The following is a 13,403-nucleotide window of genomic DNA, read 5'->3' as shown; positions in this document are numbered from 1 at the left end:
GAGTGCCTGCTAGGCGGCAGCGACGGGACGTCCGCCAAACGGGTATCCCGGGTCGTTGTACCCGTGCGTCGACGCATGTCCGCGCGGCACCAGGCCGTCGACCATGGCTTCTTCCGCCGGGGTGATCGCCACGGCCACCGCGCCAAAGTAATCCTCGAATTGCGCCAGCGTGCGCGGGCCGGCGATCACCGAGCTGATGATCGGGTTGGCAAGCACCCACGCGGTGGCGAACTGGCCCGGCGTCAATCCACGACCCTCGGCATGGGTCTTGAGCGTCTGCGCGATGACCAGCGATTCCTCGCGGAACTCGGTTTCCATGATGCGTCTGTCCGCGCGGCCGGCGCGCGTTTCCGCACCGGGTGCCTGGCCGGGTAGATACTTGCCGGTCAGGACACCACGCGCGATCGGGCTGTAGGGCACCACGCCCAGGCCGAAGTGCTGGCAGGCGGGCAGGATCTCGACTTCGGGCACCCGGTTCAGAAGGTTGTAATACGGCTGACAGGCAACCGGACGCGGCACGCCGAGCCGGTCGCACAGCGCGGCGATTTCCGCGATGCGCCAGCCCCGGAAATTCGACACGGCCCAGTAGCGGATCTTGCCGGCCCGGATCAGGTCACCCATCGCACGCACTGGCTCTTCGAGATTGGCGCCAGCGAAATCGCGATGCAGGTACAGGATGTCGATGTAGTCGGTGGCCAGACGGGTCAGGCTGTCCTCCACCGAACGCATGATCCACGTGCGCGAGTAGTTCGACTGGTTCGGGCCGCTACCCATCGCATTACCGAGCTTGGTCGCCAGCACCCAGTCGTGGCGACTGCCGGCCAGCAGCCGTCCTACCATCTGCTCGGAGGCCCCCTTGCTGTACACGTCGGCGGTGTCGATGAAGTTCACGCCGTGCTCACGCGCGCTGGCGACGATGCGGGCGGCCTCGGCCTCGTCGGTCTGATCGGCGAACATCATCGTGCCCAGGCACAGGTTCGAGACGTTCAGGTTGCTGGCGCCAAGGCGGCGGTATTGCATGGCGAAATCTGGCATGGTGGATTCCTGAGTAGGACGAGCGGAGAGGACTTCACGCATTGTGCCGCGTTGCGGTAGAGCTTGCAGGGCGCCAGATGTCTGCCGGGCGGCGGCCAAAAAAAAAGCGGCACGATCGCTCGTGCCGCTTTTCCGTCCGGAAACGTGCCGTGCTCAGTCTTCGAGCTTTGGCAGCGCCGCGCTGGTCTGGTTCGACAGCAGGCCGGACTTGGCGTACGTCTGCAGCTTCTCGCGCGTGTCGACGATGTCGAGCGTACGCATCGTGAGTTGGCCAATACGGTCCAGCGGCGTGAACATCGACTCGCCCTTTTCCATCGTCAGGCGCTCGGGCTTGTACGTCAGGTTCGGCGACGTCGTGTTCAGGATCGAGTAGTCGTTACCGCGACGCAGTTCGATCGTCACCTCGCCGGTCACGGCGCCAGCCACCCAGCGCTGGGCGGTTTCGCGCAGCATGATGGCTTGCGGATCGAACCAGCGGCCCTGGTACAGCAGGCGGCCCAGACGGCGGCCGTTGTCGCGGTACTGCTCGATGGTGTCTTCGTTGTGAATACCGGTGATCAGGCGCTCGTAAGCGATGAACAGCAGCGCCAGGCCCGGGGCTTCGTAGATGCCGCGGCTCTTGGCTTCGATGATGCGGTTCTCGATCTGGTCGCTCATGCCCAGGCCATGACGGCCACCGATGACATTGGCTTCCATGAGCAGGTCGACGGCATTGGCGAACGTCTTGCCGTTCAGCGCCACCGGCTGGCCTTCCTCGAAGCGCACGGTCACTTCCTCGCGCTTCACTTCGACGTCATCGCGCCAGAACTGCACTCCCATGATCGGCTGGACGATGCGGATGCCGGAATCCAGTTGCTCCAGATCCTTGGCTTCGTGCGTGGCGCCGAGCATGTTCGAATCGGTCGAGTACGCCTTTTCCGCCGACATCTTGTAGGCATGGCCGTGCTGGCGCATGAACTCGGACATTTCGGCGCGGCCACCCAGTTCGTCGATGAACTGCTGGTCCAGCCACGGCTTGTAGATCTGCAGACCCGGGTTGGTCAGCAGGCCGTAGCGGTAGAAGCGCTCGATGTCGTTGCCCTTGAACGTGCTGCCGTCGCCCCAGATGTTGACGCCGTCTTCCTTCATGGCCGCCACCAGCATCGTGCCGGTCACGGCACGGCCGATCGGGGTCGTATTGAAGTAGGTCACGCCGGCGGTCGAGATATGGAACGCGCCGCATTGCAGCGCGGCGATACCTTCGGCCACCAGTTGGGTGCGGCAGTCCACCAGACGGGCGGCCTCGGCGCCGTACGCCATGGCGCGGCGGGGGATATCGTCGTAATCCGGCTCGTCGGGCTGGCCCAGGTTCGCCGTGTAGGCGTAGGGAATGGCGCCCTTCTGGCGCATCCAGAGGAGCGCGGCGCTGGTATCGAGTCCGCCCGAGAAGGCGATTCCGACGCGCTGGCCGGAAGGAATGTGCTGCAGGATGGTAGTCATCGCCAGAAAACCAGGTGAATTTGTCGGCTCTTGGGGCGCCCCCGCACGATCGCGTCATGCGGCGAGCCGGTCCGGCGCCCGAAACTCGTAACCGTGAATTGTGACATGGCCCGGCGTCAGCGCCAAACGGCAACGCTGAAACAAGCCTTTCGCGACCCGTCATATCTGTCCCCGAAAATAGATGTGGACATCCCCCGGACTCTCGCCTAATCTTTGTGGACGCCGTACACAAGTACCAGTTCAGCCCCCCGCCCGGCCGTATTGGGCGCCCAATCCACAGGAGTTATCGATGTCCTCGAAAGTCCAGCCGTATCTGTTTTTCGATGGTCGCGCTGAGGAAGCGGCCGAGTTCTACAAGACCGCCCTGGGCGCGCAGGTTGGCGCCATGCTGCGCTACCGCGATGGCCCCAAGGATGCCGGTCCCGGCTGTGGTCCGGCCGTCATCAACCAAGACAAGATCATGCATATGGCGTTGCAAATCGGCGATGCCGTGATCATGGGGTCCGACGGGGAAGCCAAGGGCAAGACCGAGTTCAAGGGCTTCGGCCTTTCGCTGAACGTGGCCAATGCCGCCGAGTGCGACAAGACGATGGAAAAGCTCGCCGAGGGTGGCCAGATCAACATGCCGCCGTCGCAGACGTTCTTCAGTGAGCGCTTTGGCATGGTCACCGACAAGTTCGGCGTGATGTGGATGGTGATCGCCGGGCCGAAGGAATAACCTGATCCACTGATCATCGTTGCCGTTCTTCGGCTGGCCGTACCGTACAGTCCCGTACAGTCCCGTACAATGCGCGGCCAACCGGAGAACACCATGGAATCCCGCCTGACCGATCTGGAGATCAAGGTCGCCTTCCAGGAAGACCTGATCGAGACGCTGAATCTCGCCGTCGCCCGCCAACAGCAGCAGATCGATCTGTTGCAGGCGCAGTTTCGCGCGCTGTACCAACAAGTGCGTGCCAGCGCACCCATGGCTGCCGAGTCCGATCCGCAGCACGAAATCCCGCCGCACTACTGAAACCTGTCGATGGCCCGCACCGGCATCACATGTCGGAACGATCACCGCGCGGCACGGGTCTGACTGCGTAACTTCGATTCGCATCCCGGCCATGTCCCGTACCCTGATCAACCGCCTGTCCCACGCGCGCCGTCCGTTGCTGGCCCTAGCCATTGTCGCGGCGGCGCTGGGCACTGCCCACGCCGGCTACAACGTCTGGACTGGCGAATACACGTTCACCAAGGACGAGTTGCAAAGCGCGGTGGACAAGCGCTTCCCGGCCACGCTGCGCTATGGCGAACTGGTCAGCGTGCGGCTTTCGAACCCGCGCCTCGTGCTCGACGAGGCCGGCAACCGCATCACCACCCGGGTGGACGCGGCGCTCTCGAACACGGTGATCCCGTCACCGCCGGTCAACGGCTCGCTGGCGCTGAACAGCGGCGTCCGCTACGACGCCACGCGCCGCGCGGTGCTGCTGGACAACCCGACGGTGCAGGACGTGGAGGTGCAAGGCATGAGCCAGTATCGCGAGCAACTCAACGCCATTGGCGCCGTGGTGGCCCAGCAACTGCTGAAGGACTATCCGCTGTACACGTTCAAACCCGAAGAACTCCGCTTCAACGGCAAGGACGTCGAGCCGGGCGCCATCACCGTGGCGCCCGACGGCATCCGCGTGCAGGTCAACCTGCGCTAGCGTCCCGCGCGAAACACCAGCGCCAGCCCCACCGGAATGGCAATCATGCCGACCAGCGCAAGCGGCGCGGGCCGGTTGCTCAGCGCGACGAAGTCCAGCAGAACGGTCACAGGCGGCACCAGATAGAACAGGCTGGTCACGTTGACCAGGTTACCGGCCTGGATCAGCCGGTAGAACAGCAGCGTCGCCACCACCGAAATCACGATCCCCATCCAGAGCAGCGGGAAAAAGAAGCCCGGCACGTGCTCGAACCGGAACGGCTGGAACGGCACGCACAGCAGGCACATCGCCAGCGCCACCGTGTACTGCAGCGGCAGGATCTCCACCGGGGCCTGCCGGATGCCTTTCTGCCCGATGGCGCCCACCGTCATGCACGCGAGCGCGGCCAGGGCGGCCCCCCAGCCAGCCATCGAGAACCTTGCGGCCATCAGGCTATCGGCCACGATCGTCACCAGCCCGGCCAGCGCCAGCGTCAGACCCGCCAGCCGCGCTACCGACACGCGCCGCTCCATCCAGAGCAAAGTCAGGATTGGCTGCACGCCCAGCACGGTAGCCAGCACACCTGGCGTCATGCCGAAATCCAGTGCCAGCAGGTAGCTGATCGAGTAACCACCGATCATCAACGCGCCCGTCACCGCCACACGCACACGCGTGCCGGGGGCTGGCAGCACGCGCCGGCGTGCCACGCCGATGGCGGCAAGCAGGGTCAGCGCGATAACGAATCGCAACGTAAGAAACGCAAATGGCGAGGCATGGGAAAGTCCCACACGGCTGAAGATCGCGCCACCACTCCAGAGCAGCACGAACAAAGGGGTCGCGCCATACACGGCAAGCGCGTGCATGGACGTGCGCATGGCGGATGCGTCCGCCATGACGTCTTTTTCGGAATTCATGAATTGTCCTGTCAGAAACCACGCAGGCTCCGGCGCGTGCCGCGCGCGATGCGCGAGCACGTCTTCGTCAGCGTTACCGGAGACGTAAGTCGGCTGGAATCAGCCGCGCGGCGGCGCGCAGGGGGGCGCCGTGACAGAAACAGGGGTCATGAGATGACTGGTTGGGGGGCACCCGAAGATATCGGGCAATGCGTCGATCCTAGCGGCGGGCGCCGCCGTGGTCAATCGGTGGTCAGTCGGTAGTCAATCGCCGGCCAGCCCGATCCCGCTCGCCAGCGCGGACAGTGTGGGCCCGATCGGCGCAGATACCTTGAGTGTCAGCAGCGGATCGGCGCGCGTGGTGCCAAGGTTCAGCGCGGCGATCGGCAGGCCTAGCTCGCTCGCCCACAGGCAGAAGCGATAGCCCGAAAACACCGTCAGCGACGACCCGACCACCAGCACCGCATCGGAGCTGGCGAGTGCCGCCCGGCCGGTATCGACGCGCTCACGCGGCACCGACTCGCCAAAAAACACCACATCTGGCTTGAGCACGCCCTCGCATCGCTCGCAAACCGGCACCGCGAAATTGTCGAACAACGGCGACTCCAGATGCGCGTCGCCGTCCGCGGCGGGCAACGCCGTCATGTCACGAAAATCGGGATTGTGTTGCCAGAGCCAGTGCTGCAGCTCCGCGCGCGAGTAGCGCGTGGCGCACGACAGGCACACGACCTGTCGGATGCTGCCGTGCAACTCGACGACATCGCGGCTGCCCGCCTGCTGGTGCAGTCCGTCCACGTTCTGGGTAACCAGCGCCGACACGCGCCCGGCATCGCCAAGCCGCGCCACCACGCGATGGCTGATATTCGGATGTGCCCCGGCCGCCACCGGCCAGCCGATCATGCTGCGCGCCCAGTAGCGCTGCCGTGCCGCGTGACCGCTCATGAACGCGCTGATGGTCATCGGCGCCGAGCGTTGCCAGCGGCCTTGTTCGTCGCGATAGCCCGGAATGCCGGAGTCCGTGCTGATGCCGGCGCCGGTCAGGACGAACAGGCGCCGATGCCGTTCAACGAAGTCCTGAAGCGCGGCGGAATGGTTCACGAATGCGTTGCGGCGTTATCGCGAGCGGCCTGGCGAGCGGCCTGGCGCGCCTCCCATGCCCGCAGTTCCTGGCGATAGCGCTCCATCTCGTCGTTGTAGAAATCGAAGACGCATGGATCGCAGCCGCTGCCGCAGCACTCGTTGTCGCCGGGTCTTTCGGGCGGCGCGGGTTTTGGATCGTCGGGGGGCGTGTGGAAATGTTCTGCGGAAGACACGGAAGACGCAATGGAATCAGGTACGGCGCCAGTATATGCCGCATCGGCTATCCCGCGCCGGAGCGGACAGAAGCCGACATGCGTGGCCGCCGATCTGAATGGTTCCGGCGCGCGTGATGAATTGTTTTGATCTTGGCGCATGGCATACGCCACATGCGGACCACACTGCTAGTGTTGAAGGTCGCGGCAATGTCCTTCGCCGCCCCCTCTTCTTCATGTCATCTGCGATGCGCCACGCCTCTGCCCTTCTTCGCTGCGCCGCATGGTTGGCAGTGCTGTGTTCGGGCGCGATAGCCGGCCCGTCGGCGCTGGCGGCCGAGCCCGCCGCGGCATCGGCGCCGCAGGGCCGGCCGAAGATCTGCCTGGTGCTTTCGGGCGGCGGCGCACGTGGCGCGGCCCATATTGGCGTGCTCAAGGTGCTCGAGGAACTGCGCGTGCCGATCGATTGCATCGCCGGCACCAGCATGGGATCGATCGTCGGCGGCGCGTACGCGACCGGCATGAGCACGTCGGACATGGAGAAACTCGTCGGCGGGCTGACGACGGGAACGATCTTCAAGGAGCGACCGCCCCGTCAGGATCTGGCCATTCGCCGCAAGATCGACGACCACACGAACCTTTTCACGCCCGAGATAGGCGTGCGCTCGGATGGCCTGCTTTTGCCCAAGGGTGCCGTCTCGGGCGTGCAACTGGAAACCGTGTTGCGGCAGCTCGCCAATGCTCCCGGCTATCGCAACTTCGACACACTACCGATTCCGTATCGGGCAGTCGCCACGGATCTGGTCGCAGGTACGCCGGTGGTGTTCAGCCAGGGCGAACTGGCCAACGTGATGCGGGCGAGCATGTCGGTGCCGGGCGCGGTAGCGCCCACCGAGTACGAAGGCAAGCTGCTGGTCGACGGCGGCCTGACCGACAACCTACCCGTCGACGTGGCGCGGGCGATGGGCGCGGACATCATCATCGCCGTCAATCTCGGCACGCCGCTGATGAAGCGCGAAGAGCTGACCTCGATCATCGGGGTAACCGGACAGATGCTCAACATCCTGACCGAGCAGAACGTGCGCGCATCGCTGGCCTCCTTGAGGCCCACGGACATCCTGATCAAGCCCGAGTTAGGAGATTTCTCGGCAGGTGATTTCGACCACCTGCCCAAGACGATCCCGATCGGCGAGGCCGCCGCCCGGAAAGAGGCGAGTCGGCTATCCGAGCTGTCGATCCCGCCGGCACAGTATGCCCAACTGCGCGCGCGACAGATGGCGCTGCCGCCGCCCGACGTGCGGCCCGTCGACGAAATCCGTTTTGCGCCGATGGAACGCGTGAATCCGGAGTTCGCGGCCGCCACGATGGAGACCAAGCCCGGCGAGCCGATCACGCAGGCCACTCTCGATCGCGACATGCGCCGCCTGTTCGGCACCGGCGACTTCGAGCATGTGAACTATCGCTTCCTGGAAGAACCGGGCAAGCGCGTGCTTTCGGTCGATGCGATCGAGAAATCCTACGGCCCCGACTATCTGCGCTTCGGTCTCGGGCTGAGCACCGACTTCCGCGGCGATGCCTACTTCAACCTGCTGGCCAGCTACCGCCGCACGTGGCTGAACTCGCTCGGGGCGGAGTGGCGAACCGATGCGCAGGTGGGTCAGACTTCGAGTCTGATCAGCGAGTTCTACCAGCCGCTCGATACGCGCCAGCTCTTCTTCGTGGCGCCGCGTATCGAGCTGGAGCGGCGGCCGGTCAATATCTTCAGCGGCAGCACCAGACTGGCCCAGTACGATCTGCGCCGCACCGACTTCGCATTCGACATCGGCAGCCAGATCACCAAGTACGGCGAGGCCCGGCTTGGCGTGGTCGTTGGGGAGCAGAATGCTTCGCTATCCACCGGCCCCGCGTATCTGAGTCCCGGCCCCGGCCGGGTCAACCGGCGCGCCATCGAAGGCCGGCTGCTCGCGGATCAGCTCGACAATCTCAACTTCCCGCGCTTCGGGTACGGCGGCACGCTGAACGTCTACGCCTCGCAGGGTGGCATGGGGGCGACCGATACCTATACCAAGGGCGATATCTCAGGTACGTGGGCACACTCGATCGGCAATAACACGCTCAGTCTGGCGTTCAAGGCCGGCAGCAATATCGGCGGCCCCGCCCTGCCGAAGTACGACCTGTTCCAATGGGGTGGCTTCCTGCAGCAGTCGGGGTACAGCACGGGGCAACTCATCGGCGGCAATCTGCAGTTCGCGCGAATGGTCTACTACAACAAGCTGATCCACCAGACCTTCTTCGACGGCGTCTACGCCGGCTTCTCGCTCGAAGCCGGGCGCGTCGGCGCGCCGCTGGTGCCGGGTAGTCCAACCGGGCTGCTGAAGTCGATGGCGGCCTTCCTGGGCATCGACAGCCCGGTCGGGCCGCTTTACCTCGGCTATGGCCGGGCGGCGGGCGGCAGCTATGCGTTCTACCTGTTCCTGGGCAAGCCTTGAGGAAGCAATAAGGAATGCCTTGAGCGATCCTGAAGCCGCCGCGAACCTCCCCTGAGCGCCCGTTGCGCCACCCGACACTGGCTGCCAGCGCGTTCCCCCACCTTAGTTGTATTTAATGTCTCTGTACCCCTACCTATACTCGATTCGTCGTCAGGACCCCCGTCTTGACCGACACCCCCTTCCCCGTCGCCGTCCCGACCGGCGACATTTTTTTGTCCAGAAGACGGCAATCAGCGCTCTGGGGCGTTAAGATGCGCGATTATCGAACGCTCCCCCGCACCGTTTTATCCGCCATGGACGCTCCGAGCCCCAGCCCCATCAGTCTCAAACCGGCGCAAGCCGACACCGTGCGCGCTGCCAAGCCGCCCGCTGACATCCTCGGCAGCTTTGCCGGCGATCCCAACTTCATGCTCTCGCTGGCGCGCGGACTAACCGTGCTCGAGGCATTCTCCGAACGCAAGCGCCCACTGACTATTTCTCAGGTGGCGCAGCGCACGCAGTTGTCGCGCGCTTCGGTTCGCCGCTGCCTCTACACGCTGGAACAGCTTGGCTACGTCAGCCAGCAGGACGGCCACTTCGCGCTGCGTCCGCGCGTGCTGCATCTTGGCCACGCATTTTTCTCGTCGAGTGCGATCGTCTCTCTGGCGCAGCCTGTTCTGGATAGCCTCAGCGCGCGCGTGCACGAGACCTCGGCGCTCGCCATCCTCGACGGCACCGACATCCTGTATCTGGTTCGCTCGGAAGTGCAGCGCGTGCTGACGCACTCGCTCGGCATGGGCAGCCGCCTGCCGGCCTATTGCACGTCCACCGGCCGCCTGTTGCTGGCCCATCAGCCGCAACCGATCCTGGAGGCGTTCTTCGACCATGCTGAACTGCGCCCGCGCACACTGCTGACCAAGATCTCGCGTCCTGAGCTCGAGGCAGCCTTCCAGCGCGCCCGCGACATGGACTATGTGCTGATCGACGAGGAACTGGAGCCGGGATTGCGCGCGATCGCCGTGCCCGTGCGGTCGCAGGCCGGCGTGGTGCTGGCGGCCATCAGCGTCAGCGTGAAGGCCAACAAGGTGTCGGAAGGGGAAATGATTGCGCGGCTGCTCGGCCCCATGCGGGAGGCGGCAGCCGCGATCGGCAAGATGATTGGCAACTAAGCGGAAACTGAGCCGCTTTCCGCTTGCGCCGGGGTGTCAGCCCCGGTGCGCCAGTTCGAGCTGGAACACCAGGCGCTGCAGGAAGTTTTCCATGCGGCCGTCCGGGTTCAGGAAGGCGCATCCGTAGTGGTGCACGGTGTTGTCGTCGAAGCCCACCAGCCAATGACCCACGACCTGCATGTCGAGCTCCAGCCGGCCGAGTTCGGCAAAGTCCAGCAGGCAGCGCTTGATCACGGTGCCCACGGGCAACTGGTCCGCGCCCACCGCGCGCGAGCGCAAACCCACCCCTGACAACGACAAGTCAGCGATATCGAGCTGCAGCGCCTGCTTTTCCGTCTCGGGAATTCGCAGTTCGCAGCGGTAGCCCTTGGTCAGCAACGTGCGCGCGCGGAAATGGCGGCGTCGCTGGAAGTGGTACAGCTTCTCGGGAAAATCGGCGATGAACGCGGGACCGCCTTCGAAGCGCGTGGCGCCCGGCGTGCCAACGATAAAGTTGACCGGCACTCCGCGCAGCAGGCCGGAAAAGGCGTTCTGCTCCGACGACATCAATGCCTGACGCTCACCATCGGCACGGCACCAATCGAAAATGAAGGTCTTGTTGGCCGGATCGACATGCAGGATCGACGTCACGATCTCGGAGCCGCCCTTCGAGCGCACATTCAGCAGGCACTTCTGCCAGGCCATATCGCGCAGCACGGTGCCGATCTGTGAGCTGTGCGTCAACCGGTAGCGTTCATCCGACTGGGCCGCAGCGTCCCGCTCGTCGGCCTCGTCATCGACCTGGGACTGTGATTGGGCCAGCTTGGACCCGATGGGTTCTTGAAGACTCATGGAGATACGCTACATCGAAAGGGTTGCGCCACAACGCACCCTTTTGGGGGGCGGGAACTGGAAAGCGGTGACAGCTCGCGGCGACCAGCCGCCGCATGGTAAGCGCCACCCGAAGGTGGCGCAAGCACCTGCCATATGCTTCGGCAAAATACGACGTAACTTTAGCGACAGACTTCCGAGGGGTGGCGCACGTAACGCTTCTTCCACTTCGCGACGCACTCGAATGGCGATAACGGCGTCACCTTGCTATGCCTGTGAAGATGCGTTTGCCTCGGCATGGAGCCAGTCGAACAACGCCAGCCGGCGCAAGTCATGCTCGAACGGCACAGGCGAAAGCAGATGGTACGCCGAGCCATCGGCCACGAAGCCCCGGGGTGCGGCCATGCGACCGTCGGACAACTCGTCATAGGCCATCAGCTCCGAAGCAATTGCCCAGCCAAGCCCGGCGGACGCGGCCTGCAGGCTTAGATAAAAGTGCTCGTACCAGACGTCCGTGCTGCCAGTAAGCACATACCCCGCGCTACGCGCCCAGCGCTGCCAGGCATCGGGTCTAGTGCGCGTATGCAGCCAGGGCATTGCATCGAGCCCGTGATCGGCCAGATCCGGCCGGCAAACCGGCCCCACCCGCTCGGGCGTCACCTCCCGCGTGTGCCAGCGCGTATCGAACGGGAAATCATTGCGACGCAATGCCACGTCGACACCGCTACGCGCAAAGTCGATCGCGCCGCCAGCAGCCATCAGATGCAACGGGATATCGGGATGCCGCGCGGAAAACCGTGCCAGCCGAGGAATCAGCCAGCGCATGGCGATGGTTGGCTCGCATGACAACACCAGCGCGGTGTTCGCAGCGGGCTTGCGGATACGCTCGACCGCCGCCGCAAGCAAGTCCATCGACTGCGTGGCCGCGGACTGGAGCGTGCGGCCAGCCTCGGTCAGAAAGACCGCGCGATTGCGCCGTTCGAACAGGCTCACGCCGAGTTCGGCTTCAAGCTGGCGGATCTGCCGACTGATGGCGCCGTGGGTCAGGTGCAACTCGTCAGCCGCGCGGGCGAAGTTCTGGTGACGCGCGGCGGCTTCGAAGAAACGAATCCAGCCGAGCCAGTGCATCGATGGCATGCCAATCAGTCAGTTTTTCTCACGGAATATGGCGAGTATATATCGTTTGCCGTACCCGTTTCTGCGAATAAAAATGCCATATGTCGTGCCATCGAGTACACGACTTACGCAACGAAAACTGACTGGAATACCACAACAATGACCCCCCTCGCCGAACTGCTGGCCGTCGCGGCCATCACCCTTCTTGCCGTCATCAGCCCTGGCCCGGACTTCGCCATGGTCACGCGCAACAGCTATCTGTTTGGCCGCCGCACCGGGCTGCTTTGCGCGCTGGGCATCGCACTCGGCGTGCAGGTGCACGTCGCCTACACCATGTTCGGCGTGTCACTGCTGGTGCGCCATGCGCACGGGCTGCTCTCGATCATCAAGCTGGCTGGTGCGGCCTACTTGATCTGGATCGGCATTCAGACACTGCGCAATCGCAAGGCGTTGGACGTCGACGCCGATGGGGCACCCGCCGTTTCAGGACTGGCGGCGTTTCGCATGGGTTTCCTGACCAATGCGCTCAACCCGAAGACCACACTGTTCGTGGTCAGCACTTACTCGCAGGTCGTCAACGAGCACACGCCCGCCGCCGTGCAGTTTGGCTATGGATTGTTCATGTCGGCCACGCATTGGGTCTGGTTCAGCATCGTCGCGTGGTGTTTCGGCTCGAAGTCGCTGCGTGCCGCGATGCTGCGATACCAACGACAGCTCGATGTCATCATCGGGACTGCCCTATTCGGGCTGGGTGTGGCACTTGGCGTCAGGTAGCCCACCGCGTTGGGCAAGCCAGCCAGATACTGCGTGGAACATGCGTGACAGCCGATTCATGGCAGATTTGAGGCCAACACGCAAAGCGGCTGTCCGGCCGATCACCGGCCGAGCGGTACGGCGTGACAGGTGTCAGCGTTGGGGGTCAGTGGTCTGGCCCGTTCGCGGCAAGCGGATAGGCGGCCCGCGCAATATGGCGCGCGCCCTGTCGGTCAAGAACGCTCTCGAACAGGACGAACCGGTCGATCGTGCAGGCAGGCAGCGACAGCGCCCGACGGGTCGCCAGCCAGTCCCGCAATACATGCTCCGGCACCTCAGGCCGGCAACGTGCCAGGGTCAAATGTGGCCAGAAGCGGCGGCGCTCGGGTGGAATCCCTTCGCGCTCCAGCGCGGCGGTGATGGCGTCGACCAACGCCTGCATCGGCGCCGACGCCTCCAGTCCGGCCCAGAGTATGGCGCCCTGGCGGCCACGAAAGCGGCCGACACCCTTCACCTGCAACACCACGGGCGGCGTAGCTACCTCGGACAACACCCGTTCAATCCGCACCGCCGTGGCGTCATCCTGCTCGCCCAGAAAGCGCAGGGTCAGGTGTAACTGCGCGGCCATCGTCGGCCGAATGCCGTGTTGTGCAGGAACGATGCGCAGCAGGTCGGCCACCAGCGCGGCGGGAGGCTGGATGGCGACGAACAGACGCGCCAC

Annotated in this window: 14 protein-coding genes; 6 read left to right on the top strand and 8 right to left on the bottom strand. The window is 64.5% G+C overall.

The window, feature by feature from the left end; translation table 11 throughout:
* Nucleotides 1-9: 9 nt before the first annotated feature.
* Nucleotides 10-1,035 (bottom strand): aldo/keto reductase, encoded by a 1,026-nt coding sequence (locus RN01_RS27955; RefSeq protein ID WP_017511075.1) that lies wholly within the window; start codon nt 1,033-1,035, stop codon nt 10-12.
* A gap of 153 nt (nt 1,036-1,188) precedes the next feature.
* On the bottom strand, nt 1,189-2,514 hold the full coding sequence (argG, locus tag RN01_RS27950) for an argininosuccinate synthase (protein WP_024570593.1): 1,326 nt from the start codon (nt 2,512-2,514) through the stop codon (nt 1,189-1,191).
* Between the two features lie 289 nt (nt 2,515-2,803).
* Here argG and RN01_RS27945 point away from each other — a divergent pair, with 289 nt between their 5' ends.
* From RN01_RS27945 to RN01_RS27935, 3 genes are all read left to right on the top strand, one after another.
* Nucleotides 2,804-3,232 carry a VOC family protein gene (locus tag RN01_RS27945; RefSeq protein ID WP_008645464.1) on the top strand — a complete coding sequence of 143 codons (429 nt, stop codon included), beginning with the start codon at nt 2,804-2,806 and terminating at the stop codon, nt 3,230-3,232.
* Nucleotides 3,233-3,325: 93 nt separating this feature from the next.
* The gene (locus RN01_RS27940) at nt 3,326-3,529 is read left to right on the top strand and encodes a SlyX family protein (RefSeq protein ID WP_008645462.1); all 204 of its coding nucleotides are present in this window, start codon (nt 3,326-3,328) and stop codon (nt 3,527-3,529) included.
* A gap of 91 nt (nt 3,530-3,620) precedes the next feature.
* Entirely contained in the window at nt 3,621-4,202 is a 582-nt protein-coding gene (locus tag RN01_RS27935; protein ID WP_011518132.1) for a DUF1439 domain-containing protein, read from the top strand.
* Here RN01_RS27935 and RN01_RS27930 read toward each other — a convergent pair.
* From RN01_RS27930 to RN01_RS27920, 3 genes are all read right to left on the bottom strand, one after another.
* Nucleotides 4,199-5,056, bottom strand: a complete 858-nt coding sequence (locus tag RN01_RS27930) for a DMT family transporter (RefSeq protein ID WP_024570594.1) — start codon at nt 5,054-5,056, stop codon at nt 4,199-4,201. The two genes, RN01_RS27935 and RN01_RS27930, sit on opposite strands and share 4 nt — an antisense overlap.
* Before the next feature lie 282 nt (nt 5,057-5,338).
* Entirely contained in the window at nt 5,339-6,172 is an 834-nt protein-coding gene (locus RN01_RS27925; protein WP_017511072.1) for an NAD-dependent protein deacetylase, read from the bottom strand.
* Nucleotides 6,169-6,387: an oxidoreductase-like domain-containing protein gene (locus RN01_RS27920; protein WP_035836226.1), complete on the bottom strand. Its 219-nt coding sequence runs from the start codon at nt 6,385-6,387 to the stop codon at nt 6,169-6,171. The genes RN01_RS27925 and RN01_RS27920 overlap by 4 nt, the downstream gene beginning before the upstream one ends.
* A gap of 215 nt (nt 6,388-6,602) precedes the next feature.
* Between RN01_RS27920 and RN01_RS27915 the strand changes: the two genes are divergently transcribed.
* On the top strand, nt 6,603-8,855 hold the full coding sequence (locus RN01_RS27915; protein WP_024570595.1) for a patatin-like phospholipase family protein: 2,253 nt from the start codon (nt 6,603-6,605) through the stop codon (nt 8,853-8,855).
* 293 nt (nt 8,856-9,148) lie between these two features.
* Nucleotides 9,149-10,003 carry an IclR family transcriptional regulator C-terminal domain-containing protein gene (locus RN01_RS27910; protein WP_008645453.1) on the top strand — a complete coding sequence of 285 codons (855 nt, stop codon included), beginning with the start codon at nt 9,149-9,151 and terminating at the stop codon, nt 10,001-10,003.
* Between the two features lie 36 nt (nt 10,004-10,039).
* Here RN01_RS27910 and RN01_RS27905 read toward each other — a convergent pair whose 3' ends face one another.
* Both RN01_RS27905 and RN01_RS27900 read right to left on the bottom strand, forming a co-directional pair.
* A complete protein-coding gene (locus RN01_RS27905) occupies nt 10,040-10,834 on the bottom strand; it encodes a flagellar brake protein (RefSeq protein WP_017512079.1) in 795 nt (264 codons plus the stop codon).
* A 246-nt stretch (nt 10,835-11,080) separates the two neighbouring features.
* Nucleotides 11,081-11,941: a LysR substrate-binding domain-containing protein gene (locus RN01_RS27900; protein WP_024570596.1), complete on the bottom strand. Its 861-nt coding sequence runs from the start codon at nt 11,939-11,941 to the stop codon at nt 11,081-11,083.
* Between the two features lie 147 nt (nt 11,942-12,088).
* On the opposite strand from RN01_RS27900, the gene RN01_RS27895 reads away from it, so the two are divergent.
* Nucleotides 12,089-12,703, top strand: coding sequence for a LysE family translocator (locus RN01_RS27895; RefSeq protein ID WP_017512081.1), 615 nt, complete (start codon nt 12,089-12,091; stop codon nt 12,701-12,703).
* Nucleotides 12,704-12,848: 145 nt separating this feature from the next.
* Here the strand turns inward: RN01_RS27895 and thpR are convergent, their stop codons facing one another.
* Nucleotides 12,849-13,403 carry an RNA 2',3'-cyclic phosphodiesterase gene (gene thpR, locus RN01_RS27890; RefSeq protein ID WP_017512082.1) on the bottom strand — a complete coding sequence of 185 codons (555 nt, stop codon included), beginning with the start codon at nt 13,401-13,403 and terminating at the stop codon, nt 12,849-12,851.

Origin of the sequence: Cupriavidus sp. SHE, from assembly GCF_000812445.1 — a bacterium.
Classification (GTDB): Bacteria; Pseudomonadota; Gammaproteobacteria; order Burkholderiales; family Burkholderiaceae; genus Cupriavidus; species Cupriavidus metallidurans.
Note: the sequence above shows the minus strand (reverse complement) of the source record. Positions and strands in the feature narration are given on the sequence as shown.

Bases quoted from the DNA above. Each gene is read 5' to 3' on its own strand.
- RN01_RS27900 (WP_024570596.1), bottom strand. From the start codon at position 11,941: ATGCACTGGCTCGGCTGGATTCGTTTCTTCGAAGCCGCCGCGCGTCAC.
- RN01_RS27910 (WP_008645453.1), top strand. From the start codon at position 9,149: ATGGACGCTCCGAGCCCCAGCCCCATCAGTCTCAAACCGGCGCAAGCC.
- RN01_RS27895 (WP_017512081.1), top strand. From the start codon at position 12,089: ATGACCCCCCTCGCCGAACTGCTGGCCGTCGCGGCCATCACCCTTCTT.
- RN01_RS27955 (WP_017511075.1), bottom strand. From the start codon at position 1,035: ATGCCAGATTTCGCCATGCAATACCGCCGCCTTGGCGCCAGCAACCTG.
- RN01_RS27935 (WP_011518132.1), top strand. From the start codon at position 3,621: ATGTCCCGTACCCTGATCAACCGCCTGTCCCACGCGCGCCGTCCGTTG.
- RN01_RS27905 (WP_017512079.1), bottom strand. From the start codon at position 10,834: ATGAGTCTTCAAGAACCCATCGGGTCCAAGCTGGCCCAATCACAGTCC.
- RN01_RS27945 (WP_008645464.1), top strand. From the start codon at position 2,804: ATGTCCTCGAAAGTCCAGCCGTATCTGTTTTTCGATGGTCGCGCTGAG.
- RN01_RS27940 (WP_008645462.1), top strand. From the start codon at position 3,326: ATGGAATCCCGCCTGACCGATCTGGAGATCAAGGTCGCCTTCCAGGAA.
- RN01_RS27915 (WP_024570595.1), top strand. From the start codon at position 6,603: ATGTCATCTGCGATGCGCCACGCCTCTGCCCTTCTTCGCTGCGCCGCA.
- RN01_RS27930 (WP_024570594.1), bottom strand. From the start codon at position 5,056: ATGCGCACGTCCATGCACGCGCTTGCCGTGTATGGCGCGACCCCTTTG.
- argG (WP_024570593.1), bottom strand. From the start codon at position 2,514: ATGACTACCATCCTGCAGCACATTCCTTCCGGCCAGCGCGTCGGAATC.